We start from the raw sequence: 24,812 nt of genomic DNA, 5'->3' as shown, positions 1-24,812 counted from the left end.
TCTCCATCAATAATGTCCATCGTCTGCCGCGAATTCGCCGCTAACTTACCACAACGGTACGCTGCTTCGCCCCGGCACGCAGGATGCGTCGGGTATACTGCGCCGAACCCCATCGCCCTGTCCGCCCGCTTCGACATGAATTCCAGCAAGCCTGCCGCCCTCCTCTCCGCACTGTTCAGCGCTCGCGTTCCGCTCGTTGCTGCTGCCGTCGCCGCTACCGTGGCGGCCGCGCCCGCCGTCGCGCAGACGCAGCCCGCGAAGTCTCCCGGCACGCGCGTCGCGCAGGCGCAACCGCAGCAACCGGCGCCGCAAGGCCAGACCTTCGAAGAGGAAATCGTTCCGCAGCGTTACGCGAACAACGCGAAGGTCGATGCGTTCATCGACGAGATGGTGAGCCGCAACGGCTTCGATTCCACAAGCCTGCATGCGCTGTTCTCGCGCATCAGCTACTCGGCCACCGCCGTGAAGCTCGTAAAGCCGGCTCCGACGCCTTCGGTAAAGAACTGGCGCGTCTATCGTTCGCGTTTCATCGAACCGATCCGCATCAACGCGGGCGTGAAATTCTGGAAGGCGAACCAGGCGACGCTGCAGCGCGCGTCCGAGGAATTCGGCGTGCCGCCCGAAGTGATCGTCGGCATCATCGGCGTCGAAACGATCTACGGCCGCTACATGGGCAACTTCCGCGTGCTCGATGCGCTGACGACGCTCACGTTCGACTACCCGGACACGCCGAATCGCGACAGTCGCCAGGCAACGTTCCGCAAGAATCTCGAGGACTTCCTCGTCTGGACCCGCGACAACCAGCTCGACCCGACTACCGTGCTCGGCTCGTACACGGGCGCGATCGGCATCCCGCAGTTCCTGCCGAGCAGCATCCGCGAGTATGCGGTCGACTACGACGGCGGCGGCCACGTCGATCTGCGCAGCAGTCCTGCCGATGCGATCGGCAGCGTCGCGAACTACCTGAAGCAGCACGGCTGGGAAACCGATCGCCCGGTAGTCTGGCGAATCACGCCCGACACGGGCAGCCTCGGCATTGCCCAGGCGGCCGCGGACGGTCAGCCCGAACCGCACTGGGCACTGTCGCAACTTCTGCGCGCCGGCATGACGCTCAACGAGCCGATGGTCAACATCACCACCGAAGCTGGCACGCCGGTCACCGTGGTCGATCTGCCGTCGCCGGGAAGCGCGACCGAATACATGCTCGGCCTCAAGAACTTCTACGTGCTGACGCGCTACAACCGCAGCTTCTTCTACGCACTCGCCGTGTACCAGCTCGGCGAAGCCGTGAAGGCGCAGATGGAAGCGAACGGCGCGCTGCAGCTGCCTGCGGCGGACACGGAAGCGCCGGCGCAGTAAGCACGGTCCGCGCAAAGAAAAAGCGCCGCTCATGCGGCGCTTTTTTATCGCGTGACGCTGCTGATGCCGTTCAGGCTCAGGCAGGAAATACGCCGGTCGACAGGTAGCGGTCGCCGCGATCGCAGACGATGAACACGATCGTCGCGTTCTCGACCTGACGCGCGATACGCATCGCGACTTCGCATGCGCCACCCGACGAGATGCCGGCAAAGATGCCTTCGACGGCCGCGAGCCGACGCGCCATCGTTTCGGACGCGGCCTGACTCACGCTCTCGACGCGATCGACGCGGCTGCGATCGAAGATCGTCGGCATATAGGCTTCCGGCCACTTGCGAATGCCCGGAATACGCGACCCTTCTTCCGGCTGCGCGCCGACGATCTCGATCGCCGCATTCTGTTCCTTCAGAAAGCGCGACGTGCCCATGATCGTGCCCGTCGTGCCCATCGCCGACACGAAGTGCGTGACGCGCCCCTCGGTGTCGCGCCAGATCTCCGGGCCAGTTCCTTCGTAGTGCGCGATCGGATTGTCGGGGTTCCCGAACTGATCGAGAATCACCCCCTTGCCTTCGCGCTGCATCTGCTCCGCGAGGTCGCGCGCCAGTTCCATCCCGCCCTTTACGGGCGTCAGGATGATTTCGGCGCCGTAAGCGGCCATGCTCTGGCGACGCTCGATCGACAGATCTTCCGGCATGATCAGCACCATCTTGTAGCCACGGATCGCCGCTGCCATCGCGAGCGCGATGCCCGTGTTGCCGCTCGTCGCCTCGATCAGCGTATCGCCCGGCTTGATGCGACCGCGCGCCTCGGCCTTGCTGACCATCGATAGCGCCGGGCGATCCTTCACGGAGCCGGCCGGATTGTTCCCTTCCAGCTTCGCGAGCACCACGTTGTTGCGTGCGCGAATCTCGTCGTCCGGCAGGCGGACCAGTTGCACGAGCGGCGTGTTGCCGATCGTGTCTTCGATAGTTTTGTAAGCCATGGAGATACCGTGAGTGCGAGGCCGATCAATCGATTGATTGTAAACCAGCACCGGGGCTCGCGCCGGCAACCCCATTGTGACGATGGAATAGATGTGCCGCACGATTGACGAGTGTGCATTTGCAGCATGCACGCAAAAAACCCGCGGCATGCCGCGGGAAGCCGTCGCAACGACGGCGGCTGAAGGAGCCCTTTGTCTCGCGTGCGTTACTTCTGCGCGGTGCGGGCAGGTGCCGCAGCCGGCGTCGCCGCCGCGGGCTTGCCCGCGGCCGGTGCCGCAGCACCTGGGCCGGCCGTACCGATCGTCAACCCTTCCCGCTGAAGGCGCTCGACCGTATGGCCGCCCATGCCTTTCACGCGCGATGCGAGATCGTCTGCATTCCTGAAAGCCCCCCGTGCACCGCGCTCGTCGAGAATCGCCTTCGCTCGCGCGGGACCGATACCCTTGATGCCGACGAGTGCATCTTCGTTCGCGGTGTTGACGTCGACGGCCGCCCAGGCCGACGCGATCGCGCCGAACATGGCGGCGGCGGCAAACCATTTCCTGATCATGTACTGGATCTCCGATGAAAACGGTCGGCGGCTGCCGACCGTGAGACACAGTCTAGCGATGCGACGCGCAGGCTTAAACCTGGCCGGATAGCCAACGCACGTAGCGATCGACACCTTCCTGCACCGTCAGGAACGGCGCATCGTAGCCGGCAGCACGCAGTTTCGTCTGGTCGGCCTGCGTGAAGCACTGGTACTTGCCGCGCAGCGCATCCGGGAACGGCACGTATTCGATCAGCCCTTGCTCGACCTGCTGCGCGAGCGTCAGCGGCGGCAGGTTGTCGAGCGCGCGCAGCGTGTTCACGACCGTCGATGCGATGTCGTTGAACGGTTGTGCCCGGCCGGTGCCGAGGTTGAAGATGCCCGATTTCTCCGGATGATCGAAGAAGAACAGGTTCACCTTCGCGACGTCCTCGACCGACACGAAGTCGCGCGTCTGCTCGCCCGGCGCATAACCGTTGTACTCGCCGAACAGCTTGACCTTGCCTTCCGCGCGGAACTGGTTGAAGTTGTGGAACGCGACCGACGCCATGCGGCCCTTGTGTGTCTCGCGCGGACCGTACACGTTGAAGTAGCGGAACCCGGCGATCTGGCTCTTCGCGCTCGGCAGCACGCGGCGGATCACCTGGTCGAACAGGAACTTCGAATAGCCGTAGACGTTCAACGGCGCCTCGACTTCGCGCTCCTCGACGAAACGCGTCGAGCCGCCGTAGATCGCGGCCGACGACGCGTACAGGAACTGCGCGCCCTGCGCGAGGCACGCATCGAGCACCGCGCGACTGTAGCGGAAGTTGTTGTCCATCATGTAGCGGCCGTCGGTTTCCATCGTGTCCGAACAGGCGCCTTCATGGAACACCGCGCGTACCTTGCCGAAATCGCCGCGCGCGAAGCGCTCGACGAATTCCGTCTTGTCGAGATAGTCGTCGATCTCGCAATCGACGAGATTGCGGAACTTGTCCGCGCGCGTCAGATTGTCGACCGCGATGATGCGCGACTCGCCGCGCTCGTTGAGCGCCTTGACGATGTTCGCGCCGATAAAACCGGCTGCGCCGGTGACGATGATGGTCATGGTCGTTCTGCCTGAAAAACTGCAAGAAATACGTGCGGCCCGCTCGGCGCGCCGCCGAATGCGCTCAGTGAAACAGCTCGTCGTAGGCTACCGTGGCCGTACCCAGCTTGCCGACCACGATGCCTGCCGCACGGTTCGCGAGCACGACGGCATCGACGAGCGGCACGCCGGCACCGAGCATCGTCGCGACCGTCGCGATCACGGTATCGCCTGCGCCGGACACGTCATACACCTCGCGCGCGAGCGCCGGTGCGTGCAGTTCGCCCGCTGCGGAAAAAAGCGTCATCCCCTCTTCCGAACGTGTGAGCAGCAACGCGTCGAGATCGAGCTCCGCACGCAGCTTCGCGACACGCGCGCGCAGGTCGTCTTCCGATTGCCACTGGCCGATGACCTCGCGCAACTCGGCACGGTTCGGCGTGATCAGCGATGCGCCGCGATAGCGCGCCCAGTCGCCGCCCTTTGGATCGACGAGCACTGGCTTGCCGGCCGCGCGCGCCTTCTCGATCATCGTGGTCACGTGCGTCAGACCGCCTTTCGCGTAATCCGACATCAGCACGACGTCGTGCTGCGGCAGCAGCGCATCGAAACGCGCGAGCCCGGCGAGCAGCACCTCGTGCGTCGGCATCGCCTCGAAGTCGACGCGCAGCAGCTGCTGCTGGCGCGCGAGCACGCGCAGCTTGATCGTCGTCGGCAGTGACGCATCGCGTTCGAGATGGGGCGTCACACCGCTGCTGTCGAGCAATTCGACGATGCGCTCGCCCGGCTCGTCGCAGCCAACCACGCACAGGAGCCCGGCCTGACCGCCGAGCGTCACCGCGTTGCGCGCGACGTTGGCCGCACCGCCAAGCCGCTCTTCCTGGCGCTGCACGTGCACGACAGGAACCGGAGCTTCCGGAGAAATGCGCTCGACGTTGCCGAACCAGTAGCGGTCGAGCATCACGTCACCGACCACGAGCACGCGCGAACGCGCGAGCTGCGCGCGCGGTACCGGCACCACTTCGCGAAGGGTAGTCATCGTGCGTTCATCCACGGGGAGAGGACTGGGGGTCGACATGCGGACGCCCGATCGCATGGTAGTCGATGCCCAGTTCGGCCATCGCGTCCGGCTCGTACAGATTGCGTCCGTCGAAGATCACCGGCGCCTTCAGTTCGGCCTTCAGGCGAGTGAAATCCGGGCTCCTGAATTCCTTCCATTCGGTGACGATCACGAGCGCATCCGCGGCGGTCACGGCCGCGTCCTGGGTATCGACGAAGTGCAGGCGTGCAAGCGCGTCGGGAGCCTCACCGAGATCGAGCGCGAACACACGGCGCGCCTCGTCGATCGCGACCGGATCGTACGCGCGCACGGTCGCGCCACGCCCGAGCAGCGCGGCGATCAGCCGACGGCTCGGCGCCTCGCGCATGTCGTCCGTGTTCGGCTTGAACGCGAGGCCCCAGACCGCGAATTCGCGACCGTTCAGGTCTGCGCCGAAGCGCTGCTCGATCTTGCCGATCAGCACGTCCTTCTGTGCGGAGTTGGCCGCTTCGACGGCCTCCAGGATGCGCAGCGGCTGACCGTTTTCGCTCGCGGTGCGAATCAACGCCTGCACGTCCTTCGGGAAGCACGAGCCGCCGTAACCAACGCCCGCGTACAGGAAGTGATAGCCGATGCGCGGATCGGAACCGATCCCGCGGCGCACGGCTTCGATGTCGGCACCGACCTTGTCGGCGAGATTCGACATCTCGTTCATGAACGAAATGCGCGTCGCGAGCATCGCATTCGCCGCATATTTCGCGAATTCCGCCGAACGCACGTCCATGTAGATCGTGCGCTCGTGATTGCGGTTGAACGGCGCGTACAGCTTCTTCATCTTCTCGCGCGCCACCGTGCCCGTCTCGTCGTCGTCGACACCGATGATGATTCGGTCAGGGCGCATGAAGTCCTCGACTGCCGCGCCTTCCTTCAGGAATTCCGGATTCGACACGACCGAGAAACGGTGCGCGACGCTGCCCGCAAGGCCGCGCGCGCCGAGGGCCTCGTCGACCACCGCGCGCACGCGCTGCGCGGTGCCGACCGGCACCGTCGACTTGTCGACGATCACCTTGAAACCGGTCATGTACCGGCCGATGTTGCGCGCGGCCTCGAGCACGTATTGCAGGTCGGCCGAACCGTCCTCGTCGGGCGGTGTGCCGACCGCGATGAACTGGATCTCACCGTGGGCAACGCTCGCCTCGATGTCGGTCGAGAAGCGCAGACGTCCTGCCGCGCGGTTGCGCGCGATGATGTCCAGCAGGCCCGGTTCGTGAATCGGCATCCCGCCGTTGTTCAGGATCTCGATCTTGCGCGGATCGACATCCAGACAGAAGACGTCGTGGCCGATCTCGGCGAGGCAGGAGCCCGTGACGAGACCGACATAGCCAGTGCCGATGATGGTGATTTTCATAGATGTTCCGGTACGTCCCGGTAAATGACAAACTTGGCCGCCGGACCGGGCCCGGCGACAACCGCAGCGCTTGCGCGTCGAACGCCGGGATCAGCCCGGCATCGCAGGTTCGACGCGGCGCGGCGCATAGGTTTCCCAGCCGCTGCATCCGGGGCACTGCCAGTAGAAGAGCCGTGCCCGGAAACCGCAATTCTGGCACGTATAGCGTGGCAGATTCTTGGTGCGCTGCTTGATCAGCGCACGCATCATTTCGAGTTCCTTACGGCGCGGCTCGTCGGCGGCCGCGATCTGCGCATCGAGCAGGTGCAGCATGCCCGACAGGTTCGGCGACTTCTCCATCTGCGTACGCGCGAGTGTGTGCGCCGCTTCCTGGCCGCGCAACCCGGCGATATGCTGATAAGCAATATCGAGCAGGTCGTTCGACGTGTAACGATCGACGTAGCCCATCAGCAGCTCGGCACCCTCGACCGGCTTGCCGAGCGCGACGTAGGCCTTCATCAGCTTGTCGGCGACGAGCGGCAGATACGCCGGATTCTGCGCTTCGACACGCTTCCAGTGCTCGATCGCGGCCGCGTGATCGCCCGCCGCCTGCGCGGCGTCGCCGGACAGGATCGTCGCGCGGACGTTCTGCGGGTTCGCTGCAAGCGCGAGCTTCAATTGATCGGCCGCAGCCGCCGCGTTCTTGCGTTGCAGCGCCTCCTGCGCGAGTTCGCAATGGAACTGCGCGATTTCGGTGCCGAGCGGCTTGTCGCTCATCGATTCGATGCGTTTCGCGGTATCGATCGACTTATTCCAGTCCTTCTCGATCTCGTAGATCGTCAGCAGCGCCCGCTGCGCGCCCAGCGCGTAATCGCCATCGGCGAGCCGATGGAAGGTCTCCTCCGCACGATCGAGCAGGCCGGCCTTCAGGAAATCCTGGCCGAGCTCGTACAGCGCGTGGTCGCGCTCGTTCACCGGCAGGTCCGTGCGGCTCAGCAGGTTCTGATGCACGCGGATCGCACGGTCCGTTTCGCCACGGCGGCGAAAGAGGTTGCCGAGCGCGAAGTGCAACTCGACCGTCTCGGGGTCGAGCTTCGCGACCTCGATGAACGCGTCGATCGCCTTGTCCGGTTGTTCGTTCAACAGAAAGTTCAGGCCGCGGAAATACGATCGCGGCAGGTTGGCGCTCTCCGACAGGAGGTTCTTCAGGTCATAGCGTGACGCCGCCCAGCCGAGCGCGAACGCCACCGGAATCGCGAGCAACCACCAGAAATCCAGATCCATGCGAAATATCGAAGCAGAGACGAAAACCGCGCCAGAGTCGCGCGGCGTCCGTGTTAAATGACGGGCGGCATCGGCGGCTGGTCGACGACGGCCGGGGTTTCGCGCGCCGTACGCAGATCGCGCTTCAGGCGCCCGTTCTCGAGGCGCATGCGGAAGATCGCCGGCAGCGCGGACAGCAGGCCGGCCAGCAGCCCCACGACGAAGAACGCGAGGCCGATCAGGATCAGCGGCGCTTGCCATGCGTAGCCGGCAACGAAATTCAGCGTCGCGGTTTGCGTATTGGCCAGCGCGAGCACCAGCAACAGCACGAACACCAATACCCGGATCAGCCAGACGATAAACTTCATGTAGCCCTCTCTTTGTTGAGGTTTGCCGTGGCGCGCGACTCCCCTTCGCGGCGCCGAATCGACCCGTATTGTAAAGGAAGCGTTTCCGCGTCACCGCACATCCTGCGGGTACGCGTTGTCACGCGGCCGCCGGAAATGAAAAAAGCGCCCGCAAGGGGCGCTTTTTTCTTCAGCCTTCGCCGGACGGATTCCGGGCAAGCCGCACGACGCTCAACGCTCGTCGTCCGGATCATCAGCTTTCAGCGGCTCGCCGGCGCGGCCGTCGACGCGTTCACGCAATTCCTTGCCGGGCTTGAAGTGAGGCACGAACTTCTCGGGCACCTGCACTTTCTCCCCCGACTTCGGGTTGCGCCCAACGCGCGCCGGGCGACGGTTGAGGCCGAAGCTGCCGAAACCCCGAATTTCGATGCGATGCCCTTTCGACAAAGCGTCGGACATTGCATCGAGCATCGTTTTCACCGCGAAATCCGCATCCTTGAGGACAAGTTGCGGAAATCGCAGTGCCAGCTGCGCGACCAACTCGGATTTGGTCATACTTCAGCAGACCTCGTGAGGCTTACTGGTTCTGGCCGTCGAGCTTCGCCTTCAGCAGCGCGCCGAGGTTGGTCGTACCGGTCGCAGCAGCGCTGGTGTCCGACTGCAGGCCGCGGATCGCTTCCTGTTGTTCAGCCGAATCCTTCGCCTTGATCGACAGGTTGATGCCACGCGACTTGCGGTCGATGTTGATCACCATCGCGTTGACCTTGTCGCCTTCCTTCAGCACGTTGCGTGCGTCTTCGACGCGATCCTGCGAGATTTCCGACGCGCGCAGGTAGCCTTCGATGTCGCCCGTCAGCGTGACGACCGCACCCTTCGCATCGACCGACTTCACCACGCCGTCGACGATCGAACCCTTGTCGTTCATTGCAACGTAGTTGCTGAACGGGTCGCCTTCGAGCTGCTTGATGCCGAGCGAAATACGCTCCTTCTCGACGTCGATACCGAGCACGATCGCTTCGACTTCGTCGCCCTTCTTGTACTTGCGAACGGCTTCTTCGCCGGCTTCGCTCCACGACAGGTCCGACAGGTGGACCAGGCCGTCGATGCCGCCCGGCAGACCGATGAACACGCCGAAGTCGGTGATCGACTTGATTGCGCCCGTGATCTTGTCGCCCTTCTTGAAGTTGCGGCTGAAGTCATCCCACGGATTCGGCTTGCACTGCTTCATGCCGAGGCTGATACGACGACGGTCTTCGTCGATCTCGAGGACCATGACTTCGACTTCGTCGCCCAGCTGGACAACCTTCGACGGAGCAACGTTCTTGTTGGTCCAGTCCATTTCCGAGACGTGGACGAGGCCTTCGATGCCCGATTCCACTTCGACGAATGCGCCGTAGTCGGTGATGTTCGTGACCTTGCCGAACAGGCGCGTGCCCGACGGGTAACGGCGCGAGATGCCTTCCCACGGATCGTCGCCCAGTTGCTTGATGCCCAGCGAGACGCGGTTCTTCTCTTGATCGAACTTGAGGATCTTCGCGGTGACTTCCTGGCCAACCGACAGGACTTCGCTCGGGTGACGCACACGACGCCATGCGATGTCGGTGATGTGCAGCAGGCCGTCGATGCCGCCGAGGTCGACGAACGCGCCGTAGTCGGTGATGTTCTTGACCACGCCGTTGACGATCGCGCCTTCCTTCAGCGTCTCGAGCAGCTTTGCGCGCTCTTCGCCTTGCGTTGCTTCGATCACTGCACGACGCGACAGCACGACGTTGTTACGCTTGCGATCGAGCTTGATCACGCGGAACTCGAGCGTCTTGCCTTCGTACGGGGTCGTGTCCTTGACCGGACGCGTGTCGACCAGCGAACCCGGCAGGAACGCGCGGATGCCGTTGACCATCACGGTCATGCCGCCCTTCACCTTGCCGGTGATCGTGCCGGTGACGAGTTCGTTGTTGTCGAGAGCCTTTTCCAGCGACAGCCACGATGCAAGGCGCTTCGCCTTGTCGCGCGACAGGATCGTGTCGCCGTAGCCGTTTTCGAGTGCGTCGATCGCGACGGACACGAAATCGCCCGACTGCACCTCAACCTCGCCCTGATCGTTCAGGAATTCCTCGATCGGAATGTAAGCCTCGGACTTCAGGCCTGCATTGACGACCACGAAGTTGTGGTCGACGCGCACGACTTCGGCGGAAATCACTTCGCCGGCGCGCATGTCTTGGCGGGTCAGCGACTCTTCGAACAGAGCCGCGAAAGATTCAGTATTCGGGTTGGAGGTTTGCAGGTCGGACATAAAAATCTGATTGTGCATGGATCGCTGTGCCACGCCGGCCGGAATGGCAGGCTGAAAGGGCCAGATCGAAGCCACACGGGGTTAAGGGTTCGAAACACGCTCCGCGCTTCTCGCGCAAAGCACCTACTGCTGCCCGCCTTCTCAGGCGGGCTGACCGAGCGTTCGGTACCACTGCAGCACCTGGTCGACTGCTTCATCAACCGAAAGCGCCGACGTATCGAGCAGCTTGGCATCTGCCGCAGGCTTCAGCGGCGCGGCTGCGCGATTGCTGTCGCGCGCGTCACGTTCACGAAGATCCCGGAGCAAGTTATCAATATTAGCAGAAAAACCTTTTTGCATCAATTGCTTATGCCGCCTGGTCGCGCGAGCCTCGGCACTGGCCGTCAGGAACACCTTCAGCACGGCGTCCGGGAAGATCACAGTGCCCATGTCGCGGCCGTCGGCAACGAGGCCCGGCGTCTTGCGGAACGCGCGCTGGCGCGCGACGAGCGCGGTACGCACCGGCCCGTGCACGGCAATGGCCGACGCGCGGTTGCCGACCGCTTCGGCGCGGATGTCGTTCGACACGTCGACGCCGTCGAGCTGCGCGCAGCCCTCGCGGAACGTGATGTGAAGATCGTCGATCAGCTTCACGAGCGCGTCGACATCCTCCGCCGCGATGCCGTAGCGCACGCTCGCGAGCGCGGCGAGCCGGTACAGCGCGCCGCTGTCGAGCAGGTGAAAGCCGAGATGCGCGGCGACGAGCGCCGCGACGGTCCCCTTGCCGGAAGCGGTCGGACCGTCGATCGTGATGACGGGGGTCGGGTGAAAGGGTCGGGTCGATTTCATCGGAACTGTCGGGTCAGGCTTTGGCGAGCGCGGCAAAGCGGTCGAAATAGTCGGGGAACGTCTTGCCGACGCACTTCGGATCGTTGATCCGCACGGGCACGCCGCCCAGGCTGACGAGCGAGAAGCACATCGCCATCCGGTGATCGTCGTACGTGTCGATCGCTGCATTCGGCGTGAGCCGTTGCGGCGGCGTAACGACCAGATAGTCCGGGCCTTCCTCGACGATCGCGCCGACCTTGCGCAGTTCGGTCGCCATCGCGGCGATGCGGTCGGTTTCCTTCACGCGCCAGCTCGCGATGTTGCGCAGCGTGCTCGTGCCGCTCGCGAACAGCGCCGCGACCGCGATGGTCATCGCCGCGTCGGGAATCAGGTTGAAGTCCATGTCGATCGGCTCGAGCTTGCCATGGTCATGGCCGATGCCGCGCACTTCGATCCAGTCGTCGCCCATCGATACGTTCGCGCCCATCTGCATCAGCGCGTTCGCGAAGCCGACGTCGCCCTGGATGCTCGCGCGCCCCACGCCCTCGACGCGCAGCGGGCCGCCGCCGAGCGCGCCGGCCGCGAGGAAGTACGAGGCCGACGATGCATCGCCCTCGACCATGATGCGCCCCGGCGAACGGTAGCGGACGCCGGCCGGCACGACGAAGCGCTGCCAGCCGTCGCGCTCGACGGTCACGCCGAAGCGCGCCATCAGCCGGATCGTGATGTCGATGTACGGCTTCGAGATCAATTCGCCGTCGACTTCGACGACGATCCTGCCGTCCTTCGCCTTCACGAGCGGCAGCGTCATCAGCAGCGCGGTGAGGAACTGGCTCGACACGTCGCCGCGCACGCGGATCGGCGCGTCGACCGTGATCGCGGCAGGCTTGATCCGCAGCGGCGGAAAGCCTTCGTTTTGCTCGTAGTCGATCTGCGCGCCGATCTGCCGCAGGCCGTCGACGAGGTCGCCGATCGGCCGCTCGTGCATGCGCGGCACGCCGTGCACACGATAGTCGCCGCCGTTGACTGCGAGCGCCGCCGTCAACGGTCGCACCGCGGTGCCCGCGTTGCCGAGGAACAGATCGGCGGTCTTCGCGGTGAACGCGCCGCGCGTGCCGGTGACGACACAGGTGTCGCCCTCGCGCGCGAGCTTCACACCAAGCTTGCCGAGCGCGTCGAGCATCACGCGCGTGTCGTCGGAATCCAGCAGGTTGGTGATCGTCGTATCGCCTTCAGCAAGGGCCGCGAGCAGCAGCACGCGGTTCGAGATGCTTTTCGAGCCGGGCAGGCGCACGGTACCCGACGCGCTGGAATATGGGCCGAGATCGAGATAGTCCATGGGAATCGTCCTGTTTCCTGTTATTTCTTGACCGGTTCGGCAGCGGGCTGCGCGCCACGTTCCTGCCAGGCCTTGCGTGCAGCGCGCGAGCGAGTGAACACGGCTTCGAGCGCCGCGCCATCGCCGGCGTCGATCGCCGCACGCAGCCGGGCGAGCACGCGCATATAGCCGTCGAGCTCATCGAGCAGCGCCGCGCGGTTCGCGACACACACGTCGCGCCACATTTCCGGGCTCGACGCCGCGATCCGCGTGAAGTCGCGGAAGCCGCCCGCCGCGTACGAGAATTTCAGTTCGGCATCCGCCTCGCCGAGAATTTGCTCTACGAGCGCGAACGACAACACGTGCGGCAGATGACTGATCGACGCGAACACGCGATCGTGCTGCGCCGTACTCATGGTGCGCACGTCGGCGCCGGTCGCCCGCCACATCGCGTCGATCCGCGCGACCGCTTCCGGCGCGTTCTCCGGCAACGGACACAGCACGACATTGCGACCGACGTACAGATCCGGCAGCGCGGCCTCGACGCCGCTCGATTCGCGCCCGGCGATCGGATGGCCCGGCACGAATTGCGCGATCCGCGCACCGAGCGCATCGCGTGCCGCCGTAACGACGTCGGACTTGGTACTGCCAGCGTCGGTGACGATCGTCGCAGCGTCAAGCCACGGCGCGATGCGCGCGAGCAACGGGCCCGTTTGCGCGACGGGCGCAGCCAGCAATACGAGATCGGCGCCGGCAAGCGCGTCGCGCAGTTGCGCATCGTCGTCGAGCGCCACCGCGCGATCGATCACGCCGAGCGCGAGCGCGCGATCGACCGTTGCACGCGAACGACCGACGCCGACGACTTCGCCCGCGCCACCCGGTGTGCGCTCGCGCAGCGCGCGCGCCAGCGATCCGCCGATCAGGCCGACGCCGAAGATGACAAGTTTGTTGAATGCAAAGCCTGACACGACAAGAGCCAAGTGACGCGCGCGGAACGACGCCCCGCGCACGGAAGTCCAGATTCCGGGCAACGGGCCCGCACCCGGCGCGACCTGCACCGGATACCGCCCGAACCCGCCTTGGGCAGCGCCGCCCGGCCTGCCCCGCCCGCTTCGCCGCGCCGCCTGCTCAGTGCAGGCGACGGGCCGCTGCGCGTCAGCGCGCGCGCGGATACGAACCGAGTATCTTCAGGAACGCGGCCTTCTGGCCGAGCTCCGCGAGCGCGGCGGCCACGGCTGGCTCGTCCCGGTGCCCTTCGATGTCGATGTAGAAGTAATACTCCCACGTGCCGACCCGCGCCGGGCGCGACTCGAAGCGCGTCATCGACACACCGTGCCGCGCGAGCGGTTCGAGCAGCTTGAACACCGCGCCCGGCTCGTTCTTCACCGACACGATCAGCGACGTCTGGTCGTGACCGCTCTGCCCGGCCGGCTGCTTGCCGACGATCACGAAGCGCGTGCGATTGTGCGGATCGTCCTGAATCAGCGAGAACGCGATCTGCAGGCCGTAGTGCGCGGCTGCGCGGTCGCCTGCGATCGCCGCGACGCCCGGATCCGCCGCCGCCAGACGCGCGGCCTCCGCATTGCTCGACACCGCTTGCCGCTCGAGCTGGGGCGCGTTCGCGGCAAGCCACTGCTGGCATTGCGCGAGCGCCTGCGCATGCGCGCAGACGCGCGTCACGCCGTCGAGCGTGCCGCTCTGCGTGAGCAGGTTGTGATGGATCGGCAGCGCGAGTTCACCGCTGATCAGCAACTGCGTCTGCAGCAGCAGGTCGAGCGTGCGCGACACCGCACCTTCGGTCGAGTTCTCGACCGGCGCGATGCCGAATGCGGACGCGCCTGCCTCGACCGAGCGGAATACCTCATCGATCGACGGACACGGCAGCCCTTCGATCGACTGGCCGAAGTACTCGAACATCGCCTGTTCGCTGTACGTGCCGACCGGCCCGAGGAACGCGACGTGGATCGTCTGTTCGAGCGCGCGGCTCGCGGCCATGATCTCGCGCCAGATGGCGCTAATGTGCTCGCTCGCGAGCGGTCCCGCGCTCATGTCCTGCAGGCGCGCGATCACCTGCAGCTCGCGCTCCGGCCGGAACACCGGCGCGTTGAAATGCTTCTTGACCTCGCCCACCTCGAGCGCCACCGCGGCGCGCTGGTTGATGAGCGCGATCAGCTGCGCGTCGATCGCGTCGATGCGGTCGCGCAGCGGTTTCAGGCGGGAATTCAGTTCGTCGTCCATGCGTAGTTGCCGTGCTGTTTGAACAGCGCGCGCTCAGGCGCCGCGCTGTTCGAAGTCCTTCATGTACTCGACGAGCGCTTTCACGCCCTCGAGCGGCACCGCGTTGTAGATCGACGCCCGCATGCCGCCGACGGACTTGTGGCCCTTCAGCTGCAGCAGCCCGCGCGCCTTTGCGCCGGCAAGGAAGTCTTCGTTGCGCGTTTCGTCGGCCAGGAAAAAGGGCACGTTCATACGCGACCGCACCGCCGGCTCGACCTTGTTCAGATAGAAACTGCTCGCATCGATCGTGTCGTAGAGCAGCTTCGCCTTCTCGATATTGCGCGCCTCGATCGCCTCGAGGCCGCCCTGCCGCTTCAGCCACTGGAACACGAGGCCCGCGATGTAGATCGCATAAGTAGGCGGCGTGTTGTACAGCGAGTTGTTCGCGGCGACGGTCTTCCATTCGAATGCGGACGGACAGATCGACAGCGCGCGATCGAGCAGATCCTCTCGCACGATCACGACGGTCACGCCGGCCATCCCGATGTTCTTCTGCGCGCCGCCGAACAACACGCCGTACTTCGCGACGTCCATCGGACGCGACAGAATGTGTGACGACACGTCCGCGACGAGCGGCACGTCGCCGAGGTCGGGAATCTCGAACGTCTCGACGCCGTCGATCGTCTCGTTCGTGCACAGATGCACGTAGGCCGGATCGTCCGACAGCTGCCATTCGGCGCGGGCGGGCGCGCGCGTGAAACCGTCGGCCGTCTTGCCGGATGCGGCCAGATGCGGCGTGCCGTATTTCTTCGCTTCGTTGAACGACTTCTGCGACCACGAACCCGTCACGACGAAGTCGGCGGTCTTGCGCGAACCAAGCAGGTTCATCGGCACGATCGCGTTCTCGGCAATGCCGCCGCCCTGCAGGAACAGGATCCGGTGGCTGGCCGGCACATCGAGCAGCTCGCGCAGGTCGGTCAGCGCTGCCTCGTGGATCGACATGAATTCCTTGCCGCGATGGCTCATCTCCATCACGCTCATGCCGCTGCCGTGCCAGTCGAGCATTTCGTCGGCGGCCTGCCGCAGCACTTCCTCGGGGAGCGCCGCAGGACCGGCGGAGAAATTAAAGACGCGCATCGTGAAAACCTCGGGAGGGACGCGACCGGCTTGCCGCCGGCAGAAAGAACCGCGCCAGAAAAGGAATGGCCGCTTGCGCTCGCGCGCAAACGGCCATTATCGCACTGTCATCAGGCTCCCGCCAAACCCGGCCGAACGGCCGGGCGGCGTGCCCGGACGGCTTACTTGCCCGGCTTGACTGCCGCGACTTCCTTGTCAGCCTGCGTACGCGTTGCCTGGATCGCTTGCGGCATGTACTTCTGCATCAGGCCGTTGACCACGTCGCGACCGACCTGATCCTGAACCTGGATGAACTTGCGGCCCGTCGGGCTCTTGTAGAACGTCGTCAGATCCTTGATCTCCGACGTGCTGTAGTACTTCGCGTAAGCGTCGTACTGAGCCGACATCGCGTCGTTCTGGAACTGCTGCGTGCCGAACACCTTGCCCGCGCCGTCAACCAGCTTCGGCACCGCGTTCTTCTGCAGCGTCGGCACGGCGGCTTGCTTTTGCTTGTCGTTCAGCGTCTTGTTTTCCGACAGCGCGTCCGACAGGATCGCCGGCACGAGTTGCTTTGCCTGCATCTCGGCGCTGTTGCCGATTGCCGACACGAGCTTCGGCGCGTCGATCGCGTCGAGCAGATCCTTGATCGCCGCCTTCTTGTCGGCGTCGATCGGCGCAGCTGCCGCGGTCGCAGCCGGTGCGGAATTCGACAGCGCTTGCGCCATCGCGAACGTCGGCACCAGTGCAGCCAGCAGAACCAGTTGCTTGAATTGCTTTTGCATCATCACTCCCTTTTGGAAATATGAATGGTTGCTCGCCGGCCGCGGCGCTTCACGCCCGCGGCGGCCAGAGTCTCATCCGTTCTTCAGGCTTCGCCGTCCGACGCCTCGTCGGCCTCGCCATCGCCCTCTTCGGCCTCCGCGATCTGCTGCAGGCCAGAAAGCTTGGTACCCTCATCGAGACTGATGAGTGTAACACCTTGCGTGGCACGCCCCATCTCGCGAATCTCGGATACGCGGGTGCGAATCAACACGCCGGCCGTCGTAATCAGCATGATCTGATCTTCGGCGTCGACGAGCGTCGCGGCCACGACCTTGCCGTTGCGCTCGGACGTCTGGATCGCGATCATACCCTTCGTACCGCGGCCGTGGCGCGTGTACTCGGTGATCGGCGTGCGCTTGCCGTAGCCGTTCTCGGTCGCGGTGAGCACGGTCTGCTCCTCGCTGCCCGCGACCAGCATCGCGATGACCTGCTGCCCGTCCTCGAGCTGCATGCCGCGCACACCGCGCGCCTCGCGACCCATCGGACGCACGTCGTTCTCGTCGAAGCGAACGGCCTTGCCGGCGTCGGAGAACAGCATCACGTCGTGCGCACCGTCGGTGATCGACGCACCGATCAGGAAGTCGCCGTCGTCGAGGCCGACCGCGATGATGCCCTTCTTCATCGGGCGGCTGAATGCTTCGAGCGGCGTCTTCTTCACGGTGCCGAGCGACGTTGCCATGAAGATGAACTTGTCGGCCGAGAACTCCTTGACCGGCAGCACGACGTTGATCTTCTCGCCTTCCTGCAGCGGGAACATGTTGACGATCGGACGGCCGCGCGAGTTGCGCGAGCCCTGCGGCACTTCATAGACCTTGACCCAGTACACGCGACCGCGGTTCGAGAAGCACAGGATGTAGTCGTGGGTGTTCGCGATGAACAGCGTCTCGATCCAGTCGTCTTCCTTCATCTGCGTCGCCTGCTTGCCGCGGCCGCCGCGCTTCTGCGCGCGATACTCGGACAGCGGCTGCGACTTCACGTAGCCCGCGTGCGACATCGTGACGACCATGTCCTGCGGCGTGATCAGGTCTTCGGTATTCAGTTCGGTCGCGTTCAACTCGATCTTCGAGCGGCGTGCGTCGCCGAATTCGGCCTTCACCGCCGTCAGCTCCTCGCCGATCATCGTCGTGATCCGCTCGGGGCGCGCGAGGATGTCCAGCAGGTCGGCGATCTGCGCCATCACTTCGCGGTACTCACCGATGATCTTGTCCTGCTCGAGACCGGTCAGGCGCTGCAGACGCATCTGCAGGATTTCCTGCGCCTGCGTGTCGGACAGACGGTACAGCCCGTCGGCCTGCATCCCGAACGCCGGGTTCAGGCCTTCCGGACGGTACGCGGAGCGGCCGCCCGCCGACGCGTTCTCGGCCTCGGCGCGCGTCAGCATATCGCGCACGAGCGACGAATCCCACGGCTTCGCCATCAACTCCTGCTTCGCGATCGGCGGCGTCGGCGCTGCCTTGATGATCGCGATGAACTCGTCGATGTTCGCGAGCGCGACCGCGAGACCTTCGAGCACGTGGCCGCGTTCGCGCGCCTTGCGCAGTTCGTAGATCGTGCGGCGCGTCAGCACTTCGCGTCGATGCGACAGGAAGCACTGCAGGATTTCCTTCAGGTTCAGCAGCTTCGGCTGGCCGTCGACGAGCGCGACCATGTTCATGCCGAACGTGTCCTGCAGCTGCGTCGCCTTGTACAGGTTGTTCAGCACCACTTCGGGCACTTCGCCGCGCTTCAGCTCGATCACGACGCGCATGCCGCTCTTGTCGGACTCGTCGCGGATGTCGGAGATGCCCTCGAGCTTCTTCTCGTTGACGAGCTCGGCGATACGCTCGAGCAGCGAGCGCTTGTTCACCTGGTACGGCAGCTCGTCGACGATGATCGCCATCCGCTGACCGCGGTCGATCTCCTCGAAGTGCGTGGCCGCGCGCATCACGACGCGGCCGCGCCCGGTGCGATACCCGTCGCGCACGCCGGCGACACCGTAGATGATGCCGGCCGTCGGGAAGTCCGGCGCCGGGATGATCTCGATCAGTTCGTCGATCGTCGCTTCCGGGTTGTTCAGCAGGTGCTGGCACGCGTCGACGACTTCGTTCAGGTTGTGCGGCGGGATATTGGTCGCCATGCCGACCGCGATACCCGACGAGCCGTTGATCAGCAGGTTCGGGATGCGCGACGGCAGGACCGACGGCTGCATCTCGTTGCCGTCGTAGTTCGGCTCGAAGTCGACCGTTTCCTTGTCGATGTCGGCGAGCAACTCGTGACCGATCTTCGCCATGCGAATTTCGGTGTAACGCATCGCCGCGGCATTGTCACCGTCGATCGAGCCGAAGTTGCCCTGTCCGTCGATCAGCATGTAGCGCAGCGAGAAGTCCTGCGCCATCCGCACGATCGTGTCGTACACCGCGGTATCGCCGTGAGGGTGATACTTACCGATCACGTCACCGACGATACGCGCCGATTTCTTGTACGCGCGGTTCCAGTCGTTGTTCAGTTCGTGCATCGCGAACAGTACGCGCCGGTGCACGGGCTTCAGGCCATCGCGGACATCCGGAAGGGCACGTCCGACGATCACGCTCATCGCGTAATCGAGATACGAACGGCGCATTTCCTCCTCTAGGGAGGTGGGCAGGGTCTCTTTGGCGAATTGATCCATGTATCCGTATCGTTTCGGAGCGAAGACGGCGAACGCCTTTCGCGTGGGCGCTGCATGCGCAACGCAACGCGAGATTCTAACATGCACGCATCAGCCGCCAATTCGCCACCCCCTCTATATGTAAACAGCAAAAATCACGGCCCATGGCAAAGGCATCCCGGACCGGCCATGATTGCGCCCCATTCAGGAACCCCAGGGCGCTCGGACCCTTGTCACGCATGCGCGTAAACCCTTGCGGCCCTTCATGCAATTTCGCGGACACACTCTTGACAATCTCTGAAAGTTACGGCAAGCAGGTGTTGCGCATGCACCACAAAGTTGAAGCGATCTTGGGGTGGGGAGGATTTTTTTTCGTAGGAAGGGAACGATATGGCAAAATGCCAACGCACTGAAAGTTAGACGCTGCTCGAAGTCTACACAGAGCGGTGCCGCGTTTTTTGTGCCGCACCAATGTTATACTTCGAGCAATGTATGACTTGTCACCGTCAACAGGCTCGCAGTAAACCTGCGGTAATCTCAATTTCGAGAGGAGAAATATGAATAAACTTTCAAAGCTCGCGTTCATTGCAGCTACCGCAGTTATGGCTGCATCCGCTTCGGCACAGTCGGTGCCGGCGTCGCGTCAAGCCGTCAACGACAACTGGGTGAACGGCACGGGCGAATGGGTGTGGATGAACGGCACGAACGAGCTCTGCTGGCGTGACGCGTTCTGGACGCCGGCCACCGCCAACGCGAAGTGCGATGGCGCACTGGTCGCCCAGGCACCGCAGCCGCCGGTCGCTCCGGTTGCTCCGGCCATCACGAGCCAGAAGATCACGTACCAAGCCGACGCACTGTTCGACTTCGACAAGGCAACGCTCAAGCCGCTGGGCAAGCAAAAGCTGGACGAACTGGCTTCGAAGATCCAGGGCATGAACACGGAAGTGGTCGTCGCTACGGGCTACACGGACCGCATCGGTTCGGACAAGTACAACGACCGTCTGTCGCTGCGCCGCGCGCAAGCTGTCAAGTCGTACCTGGTCAGCAAGGGTGTCCCGGCCAACAAGATCTACACGGAAGGCAAGGGCAAGCGCAACCCGGTCACGACCGGCTGCAACCAGAAGAACCGCAAGCAACTGATCGCCTGCCTCGCACCGGACCGCCGCGTGGAAGTCGAAGTGGTCGGTACGCAAGAAGTCCAGAAGACGACCGTTCCGGCGCAGTAAGCCGCGGTTTTCGACTGCTTCAAAGCCCCGCTCCGGCGGGGCTTTTTCTTTGACGCCCGCCCAGGCGCTCGCTGGCCTCGTTGTGCGCCCCCTTATATACTCGGGGCTGACGTACCGACGCACCGCCCTCCTTCCGTAGCCCGTTTGCCGACATGACCAACGCCGATCCGCACGAACTCCAGAAATTCAGCGACCTCGCCCATCGGTGGTGGGACCCGAATGCCGAATTCAAGCCCTTGCACGACCTGAATCCGGTCCGGCTCGGCTGGATCGATTCGCATGCGCACCTCGCCGGCAAGCGCGCACTCGATATCGGCTGCGGCGGCGGCATCCTGTCCGAATCAATGGCCGGGCTCGGCGCCCAGGTGAAAGGCATCGACCTGTCGACCGAAGCGCTCGGCGTCGCCGACCTGCACAGCCTCGAAAGCGGCATCACGGTCGACTACGAGGCGATCGCCGCCGAAGCGATCGCCGAACGCGAGCCGGGCACTTACGACGTTGTCACCTGCATGGAGATGCTCGAGCACGTGCCTTCGCCGGCCGGCGTCGTCGCCGCGTGCGCGACGCTCGTGAAGCCGGGCGGCTGGGTGTTCTTCTCCACGCTGAACCGCAACCTGAAGTCCTACCTGTTCGCGGTAATCGGCGCTGAGTACATCGCGCAGATGCTGCCGAAGGGCACCCACGACTACGCGCGCTTCATCCGCCCGTCGGAACTGGCGAGCTTCGTGCGCGGGACCGATCTGCACATCGTGGAGATCAAGGGTATTACCTATCACCCGATCGGCAAGCGCTTCGCGCTGTCGAATGACACCGACATCAACTATCTCGTCGCGTGCCGCCGAGGCGCGTGACCCTCCGACCGGCATGACGATTCCCCTTTCGACCGAGCGGCCCGCATTCGACGCGCCGCGCCTGCTGCACTGCGATGCCGTGCTGTTCGACCTCGACGGCACGCTCGCCGACACGGCGCCCGATCTCGCCGCTGCAGTCCACAAGATGCAGCGCGTGCGCGGCCTGCCCGAAACGTCGCTCGACGTGCTGCGGCCGCTGGCATCGGCCGGTGCGCGGGGCCTGCTCGGCGGCGCATTCGGAATCGATCCGCATTCGCCCGGCTACGATGCGATGCGCGACGAGTTCCTGACCAATTACGCGACCGACATCTGCGTGCACACAGTGCTGTTCCCCGGCATCGGCGACGTGCTCGACGAACTCGATGGACGCGGCGTGCGCTGGGGCATCGTCACGAACAAGGCGATGCGTCTCACCGCGCCGCTCGCCGACCTGCTCGGCCTCGCGCCGCGCGCGGCCTGCATCGTCGGGGGCGACACAACGCCGCACTCGAAACCGCATCCGGCCCCGCTGTTGCATGCGGCGGAACAAATGACGCTCGCGCCGGAGCGCATCGTCTACGTCGGCGACGATCTTCGCGACATCCAGGCTGGCAGCGCGGCGGGGATGGCGACGGTCGCGGCCGCGTACGGCTACTGCGGTGAGGGCGTCGCGCCGGCTGATTGGCAGGCGCAGCATCTCGTCGGCACGACGCAGGAACTGCGCGAACTGCTGCGCCATGTTGGGCTATAATGGTGAATCTTATCCGCGGGGGCGACCTGGTTTCGACAGGGGTTGTGAAGCGGCTAGGGCATGTCGAGGACCCGTCACCTCGTTAATCAATGGGAAAATCGTAACTGCAAACGACGATACGTTCGCACTGGCAGCCTAACGGCCGCCGTCCTCTGCCTAGTTCACTGACGGGCTAGTGTCGCAAGACCGGTAGCAATACCGCCAGAGGTCATTTACGTCAGTTAAGCCCTGTCGGCGTCGCGACGCCAGGGTCGAAAATCTAGCGAATCGCCGTAGTGCAGCGTGTTCGTCCGCGTCGCTGCGGTTAAATCAAATGACTGAACTAAACATGTAGAACTAGTCGTGGAGCGCTTCTGGACGCGGGTTCGATTCCCGCCGCCTCCACCAAATTTCGCGCTTGACGCACGAACCCCGCACGACGCGAGTCTGCGGGGTTTTTTGTTGCCGGGGAAGCCGAACGTCCCGTGCCTTCCGAAAAAGCGCCCAGCCCCGGACGGGCCGGGCGGAATGCCGCCAGCATTCCGACGGCAGGAGGTGACGGATGTTCGGCGTCGCCCGCACGGTGATCGACCGCGGCGGACGGCACCCTGCCCGGCACGCGACGCGTCATCGCACGCGCAGCACGGCCTCACCGGGCGATGAGCAGCTTAGCTGCCGCGATACAGCGACTTCATTTCTTCTGCACTGGCCGGACGCACGCCGATCGCACGCGAACCCGCTGCCGATGCGCCTTGCACCTGCGCGCCATAACCGCTGGCGTCGGCGCCTTGCGCCTGGGCGAGCGCGCTGCGCTGTTGCTCTGCGACACGCGCCGTGGCGGCCTGGATCGCTTCCGGATAATGCGGATCTTCGCCGCGGGCGGTGTTGTAACCGGCCTGCTGGAGCTGAACCAGTTCGGCACGAACCTGTGCGCGGGTGAGTGCCGAGCCGGACTGCGCGAACGACACGACCGGGGCAACGAGAGCAGCAGCAACGACAACGGCTTGAACGAGCGACTTCATGATGACCTACCTCCAGATTTGTCTGATTTCGCGGTGAACACCCGTTCATCGCTGACAAACCGAAGTTTATGTAGGCGCGTGCTTAAGAATAAGGCAGGTTTCAGGAAGACATCCTTCCCGAAACAAGGGTTAACCCTAGGATGGTACGGATCTGGTCCAGCCCCCGCACGATCACACTATGCGAGGCCGAGCCACAAAGCATAAGCCCCGCCGGGCAGCACACCCTGCGGGGCTCGAAAGGAACCGCGCGGCAACGGCGCGGGTTGGACAAACGATCGCGGCGTCGACAACCCGGCGCGTCAGCGCCTGCTTATTGTGTGTCCATCGGACACTTCAGGTTGCAGCCGTTCGGGTCCCCCAAATCGCCCTTGCGGCGCAATGCCGACTTCTTGCCGTTCTGGTATTTCTGCGACGGCGCCGACGCCGCGAACGGCATCTGCGGATGCTCGTTCAGGCGGAACTGGTCGCTCAGGATCCCGCCGGGCAGGCCGGGTGAATTCTGCGCGAGCGCCAACGGCGAAACGGCAACAAGAAGCCCTGCGGTCAACGCTGCCGCGGAGAAAGGAACGGATAGTTTCATGGCGGGATGACGCCTGAACGGCGTGCTTGTTGGAACGTTGATCAAGCGGCAAGCGTAGCGCAAATCCCTCGCTGCTGCAGCGCGGTTCGCGCGCGTCCCCGTTACCGTACATTGCCGTCCGGCATACCGCTCCCGACGATACCGGCGAATCCGTCCGCGATGCCGGTCAGCGTCCCGCACGCGGCCGGATCGTAGCCGTCGAGATGCGCGACGCGGTCGACGAAGCGCGCATCGCGCAGCAAGGCGAGCACGCCGGCGAGCGGTCGCGAGTCGAGCTGCGCGCGTTCGCACGCAAAGTAATAGTCCTCGTCGACGATCGGGATGAAATCGAGCCCGAAGTGATGGGCGGCCGGCTCGACGCCGAAGCCGAGATCCGCCATCCCGCTCGCGACGAACGCGGCGATCGCCGAGTGCGTGAGTTCGGCCGACGCATAGCCGTCGATACGCTCGGGATCGATGCCGATCGCGCGCAATGCAAGATCGAGCAGCATGCGCGTGCCCGACCCCGGCTGCCGGTTGACGAAGCGGATGTCGTTGCGGGCGAGATCGGCGAGCCCGCTGACCTGCTTCGGGTTGCCGCGCGGCACGAACAGCCCCTGCTGGCGACGCGTCAGATGAATCAGCACGTGACGGGTGTCGTCGAGCCACGGCCGGTAGATCTGCGCGCACTGTTCGCGGAACGCGCCGCGTGGCAGATGAAAACCGGCCAGCTCGCATTCACCGCGCGCGAGCGCCTGCACGGCTTCGACGCTCTCGCGATACTTGATGTCGACGGCTGCCTGCGAATCGACAAGCGCGGAGACGAGCGTCGCAACCGCGTAGCCGTGCGATGCATGGATGCGCACGGCGCCGTCGCGCTGCGCGAGGCGCCGGTTCAGGTCGCTCGCCACCTCGGCTGCCAGCGCGCGCAGGTTCCCGTCGAGACGGTTGCGCGCGAGCCGCTGCGCGTCGACGACCGCCTGCCCCAGCTCCGACAGCGTCGATCCCTTGCCGCGTGCCGTCTCGATCAACTCGCCGCCGACGCACGCCTCAAGCGCCCGCAGCATGCCCCACGCGTGCCGATACGACAGACCTTTCGCCTGCGCGGCCTGCGCGATGCTGCCCGTATCGGCCACGAGCTCCAGCAACGGGGCGACGTCCGACAGGCTCGCCGTCCGGCCCTCCGTGTCGCGTACGGTCAGATACGCGTCGCATTCGATTCGAATCAATTATGTACTCCGATTTCCTATTGCGACTGCGAAATCTTCCGCTTATCGTTGCT

Annotated in this window: 23 protein-coding genes and 1 other RNA gene; 5 read left to right on the top strand and 19 right to left on the bottom strand. The window is 64.6% G+C overall.

The features are described from left to right. The first annotated feature begins 9 nt into the window (after positions 1-9). Positions 10-1,359, top strand: coding sequence for a lytic murein transglycosylase B (mltB, locus tag LGM71_RS02445; RefSeq protein WP_226114237.1), 1,350 nt, complete (start codon positions 10-12; stop codon positions 1,357-1,359). Positions 1,360-1,435: 76 nt separating this feature from the next. Here mltB and cysM read toward each other — a convergent pair whose 3' ends face one another. The 16 genes from cysM to gyrA all read right to left on the bottom strand — a co-directional run bounded on the left by cysM (position 1,436) and on the right by gyrA (position 19,184). Continuing rightward, entirely contained in the window at positions 1,436-2,338 is a 903-nt protein-coding gene (gene cysM, locus LGM71_RS02440; protein ID WP_059599013.1) for a cysteine synthase CysM, read from the bottom strand. Positions 2,339-2,544: 206 nt separating this feature from the next. After that, positions 2,545-2,889 carry a ComEA family DNA-binding protein gene (locus tag LGM71_RS02435; RefSeq protein WP_059599012.1) on the bottom strand — a complete coding sequence of 115 codons (345 nt, stop codon included), beginning with the start codon at positions 2,887-2,889 and terminating at the stop codon, positions 2,545-2,547. Positions 2,890-2,962: 73 nt separating this feature from the next. After that, positions 2,963-3,955 (bottom strand): ADP-glyceromanno-heptose 6-epimerase, encoded by a 993-nt coding sequence (gene rfaD / locus LGM71_RS02430; RefSeq protein ID WP_059507155.1) that lies wholly within the window; start codon positions 3,953-3,955, stop codon positions 2,963-2,965. A 64-nt stretch (positions 3,956-4,019) separates the two neighbouring features. Further along, positions 4,020-4,970: a D-glycero-beta-D-manno-heptose-7-phosphate kinase gene (gene rfaE1 / locus LGM71_RS02425; RefSeq protein WP_170296363.1), complete on the bottom strand. Its 951-nt coding sequence runs from the start codon at positions 4,968-4,970 to the stop codon at positions 4,020-4,022. A 7-nt stretch (positions 4,971-4,977) separates the two neighbouring features. Then, positions 4,978-6,378 carry a UDP-glucose dehydrogenase family protein gene (locus tag LGM71_RS02420; RefSeq protein WP_124623408.1) on the bottom strand — a complete coding sequence of 467 codons (1,401 nt, stop codon included), beginning with the start codon at positions 6,376-6,378 and terminating at the stop codon, positions 4,978-4,980. A gap of 90 nt (positions 6,379-6,468) precedes the next feature. After that, the gene (gene lapB / locus LGM71_RS02415; protein ID WP_124623411.1) at positions 6,469-7,641 is read right to left on the bottom strand and encodes a lipopolysaccharide assembly protein LapB; all 1,173 of its coding nucleotides are present in this window, start codon (positions 7,639-7,641) and stop codon (positions 6,469-6,471) included. Between the two features lie 53 nt (positions 7,642-7,694). Beyond that, a complete protein-coding gene (locus LGM71_RS02410; RefSeq protein WP_059530004.1) occupies positions 7,695-7,988 on the bottom strand; it encodes a lipopolysaccharide assembly protein LapA domain-containing protein in 294 nt (97 codons plus the stop codon). Positions 7,989-8,198: 210 nt separating this feature from the next. Further along, positions 8,199-8,522: an integration host factor subunit beta gene (locus LGM71_RS02405; protein ID WP_006750752.1), complete on the bottom strand. Its 324-nt coding sequence runs from the start codon at positions 8,520-8,522 to the stop codon at positions 8,199-8,201. A gap of 22 nt (positions 8,523-8,544) precedes the next feature. Beyond that, entirely contained in the window at positions 8,545-10,257 is a 1,713-nt protein-coding gene (gene rpsA, locus LGM71_RS02400) for a 30S ribosomal protein S1 (protein ID WP_059599019.1), read from the bottom strand. Between the two features lie 141 nt (positions 10,258-10,398). Beyond that, positions 10,399-11,085, bottom strand: a complete 687-nt coding sequence (gene cmk, locus LGM71_RS02395) for a (d)CMP kinase (protein WP_059599008.1) — start codon at positions 11,083-11,085, stop codon at positions 10,399-10,401. A 13-nt stretch (positions 11,086-11,098) separates the two neighbouring features. Continuing rightward, positions 11,099-12,403, bottom strand: a complete 1,305-nt coding sequence (gene aroA / locus LGM71_RS02390) for a 3-phosphoshikimate 1-carboxyvinyltransferase (protein ID WP_059530011.1) — start codon at positions 12,401-12,403, stop codon at positions 11,099-11,101. 20 nt (positions 12,404-12,423) lie between these two features. Further along, on the bottom strand, positions 12,424-13,350 hold the full coding sequence (locus LGM71_RS02385; RefSeq protein WP_226113906.1) for a prephenate dehydrogenase/arogenate dehydrogenase family protein: 927 nt from the start codon (positions 13,348-13,350) through the stop codon (positions 12,424-12,426). Between the two features lie 187 nt (positions 13,351-13,537). Next, on the bottom strand, positions 13,538-14,620 hold the full coding sequence (gene pheA / locus LGM71_RS02380; protein WP_226113904.1) for a prephenate dehydratase: 1,083 nt from the start codon (positions 14,618-14,620) through the stop codon (positions 13,538-13,540). 33 nt (positions 14,621-14,653) lie between these two features. Further along, complete coding sequence (gene serC, locus LGM71_RS02375) at positions 14,654-15,736, bottom strand: 3-phosphoserine/phosphohydroxythreonine transaminase (protein WP_059530019.1); 1,083 nt, start codon at positions 15,734-15,736, stop codon at positions 14,654-14,656. A gap of 161 nt (positions 15,737-15,897) precedes the next feature. Next, positions 15,898-16,497, bottom strand: a complete 600-nt coding sequence (locus tag LGM71_RS02370; RefSeq protein ID WP_011883810.1) for a DUF2059 domain-containing protein — start codon at positions 16,495-16,497, stop codon at positions 15,898-15,900. Positions 16,498-16,580: 83 nt separating this feature from the next. Continuing rightward, a complete protein-coding gene (gene gyrA / locus LGM71_RS02365; protein ID WP_059599005.1) occupies positions 16,581-19,184 on the bottom strand; it encodes a DNA gyrase subunit A in 2,604 nt (867 codons plus the stop codon). Between the two features lie 536 nt (positions 19,185-19,720). Between gyrA and ompA the strand changes: the two genes are divergently transcribed. From ompA to ssrA, 4 genes are all read left to right on the top strand, one after another. Then, positions 19,721-20,389 carry an outer membrane protein OmpA gene (ompA, locus tag LGM71_RS02360; protein WP_006400736.1) on the top strand — a complete coding sequence of 223 codons (669 nt, stop codon included), beginning with the start codon at positions 19,721-19,723 and terminating at the stop codon, positions 20,387-20,389. A 152-nt stretch (positions 20,390-20,541) separates the two neighbouring features. Beyond that, positions 20,542-21,240: a bifunctional 2-polyprenyl-6-hydroxyphenol methylase/3-demethylubiquinol 3-O-methyltransferase UbiG gene (ubiG, locus tag LGM71_RS02355; RefSeq protein ID WP_044844843.1), complete on the top strand. Its 699-nt coding sequence runs from the start codon at positions 20,542-20,544 to the stop codon at positions 21,238-21,240. A gap of 13 nt (positions 21,241-21,253) precedes the next feature. After that, entirely contained in the window at positions 21,254-21,970 is a 717-nt protein-coding gene (locus tag LGM71_RS02350; protein WP_124904413.1) for an HAD-IA family hydrolase, read from the top strand. Between the two features lie 17 nt (positions 21,971-21,987). Beyond that, positions 21,988-22,357: a transfer-messenger RNA gene (gene ssrA, locus LGM71_RS02345) on the top strand. 260 nt (positions 22,358-22,617) lie between these two features. Here the strand turns inward: ssrA and LGM71_RS02340 are convergent. The 3 genes from LGM71_RS02340 to LGM71_RS02330 all read right to left on the bottom strand — a co-directional run bounded on the left by LGM71_RS02340 (position 22,618) and on the right by LGM71_RS02330 (position 24,759). Continuing rightward, entirely contained in the window at positions 22,618-22,971 is a 354-nt protein-coding gene (locus LGM71_RS02340) for a DUF4148 domain-containing protein (RefSeq protein WP_059599002.1), read from the bottom strand. Between the two features lie 310 nt (positions 22,972-23,281). After that, positions 23,282-23,551: a hypothetical protein gene (locus tag LGM71_RS02335; protein ID WP_124623574.1), complete on the bottom strand. Its 270-nt coding sequence runs from the start codon at positions 23,549-23,551 to the stop codon at positions 23,282-23,284. Positions 23,552-23,652: 101 nt separating this feature from the next. Continuing rightward, complete coding sequence (locus LGM71_RS02330; protein WP_226113902.1) at positions 23,653-24,759, bottom strand: substrate-binding domain-containing protein; 1,107 nt, start codon at positions 24,757-24,759, stop codon at positions 23,653-23,655. Positions 24,760-24,812 lie beyond the last annotated feature (53 nt).

It is taken from the genome of Burkholderia sp. AU33545 (assembly GCF_020419685.1).
In the GTDB taxonomy this organism is placed as follows: domain Bacteria; phylum Pseudomonadota; class Gammaproteobacteria; order Burkholderiales; family Burkholderiaceae; genus Burkholderia; species Burkholderia diffusa.
Note: the sequence above shows the minus strand (reverse complement) of the source record. Positions and strands in the feature narration are given on the sequence as shown.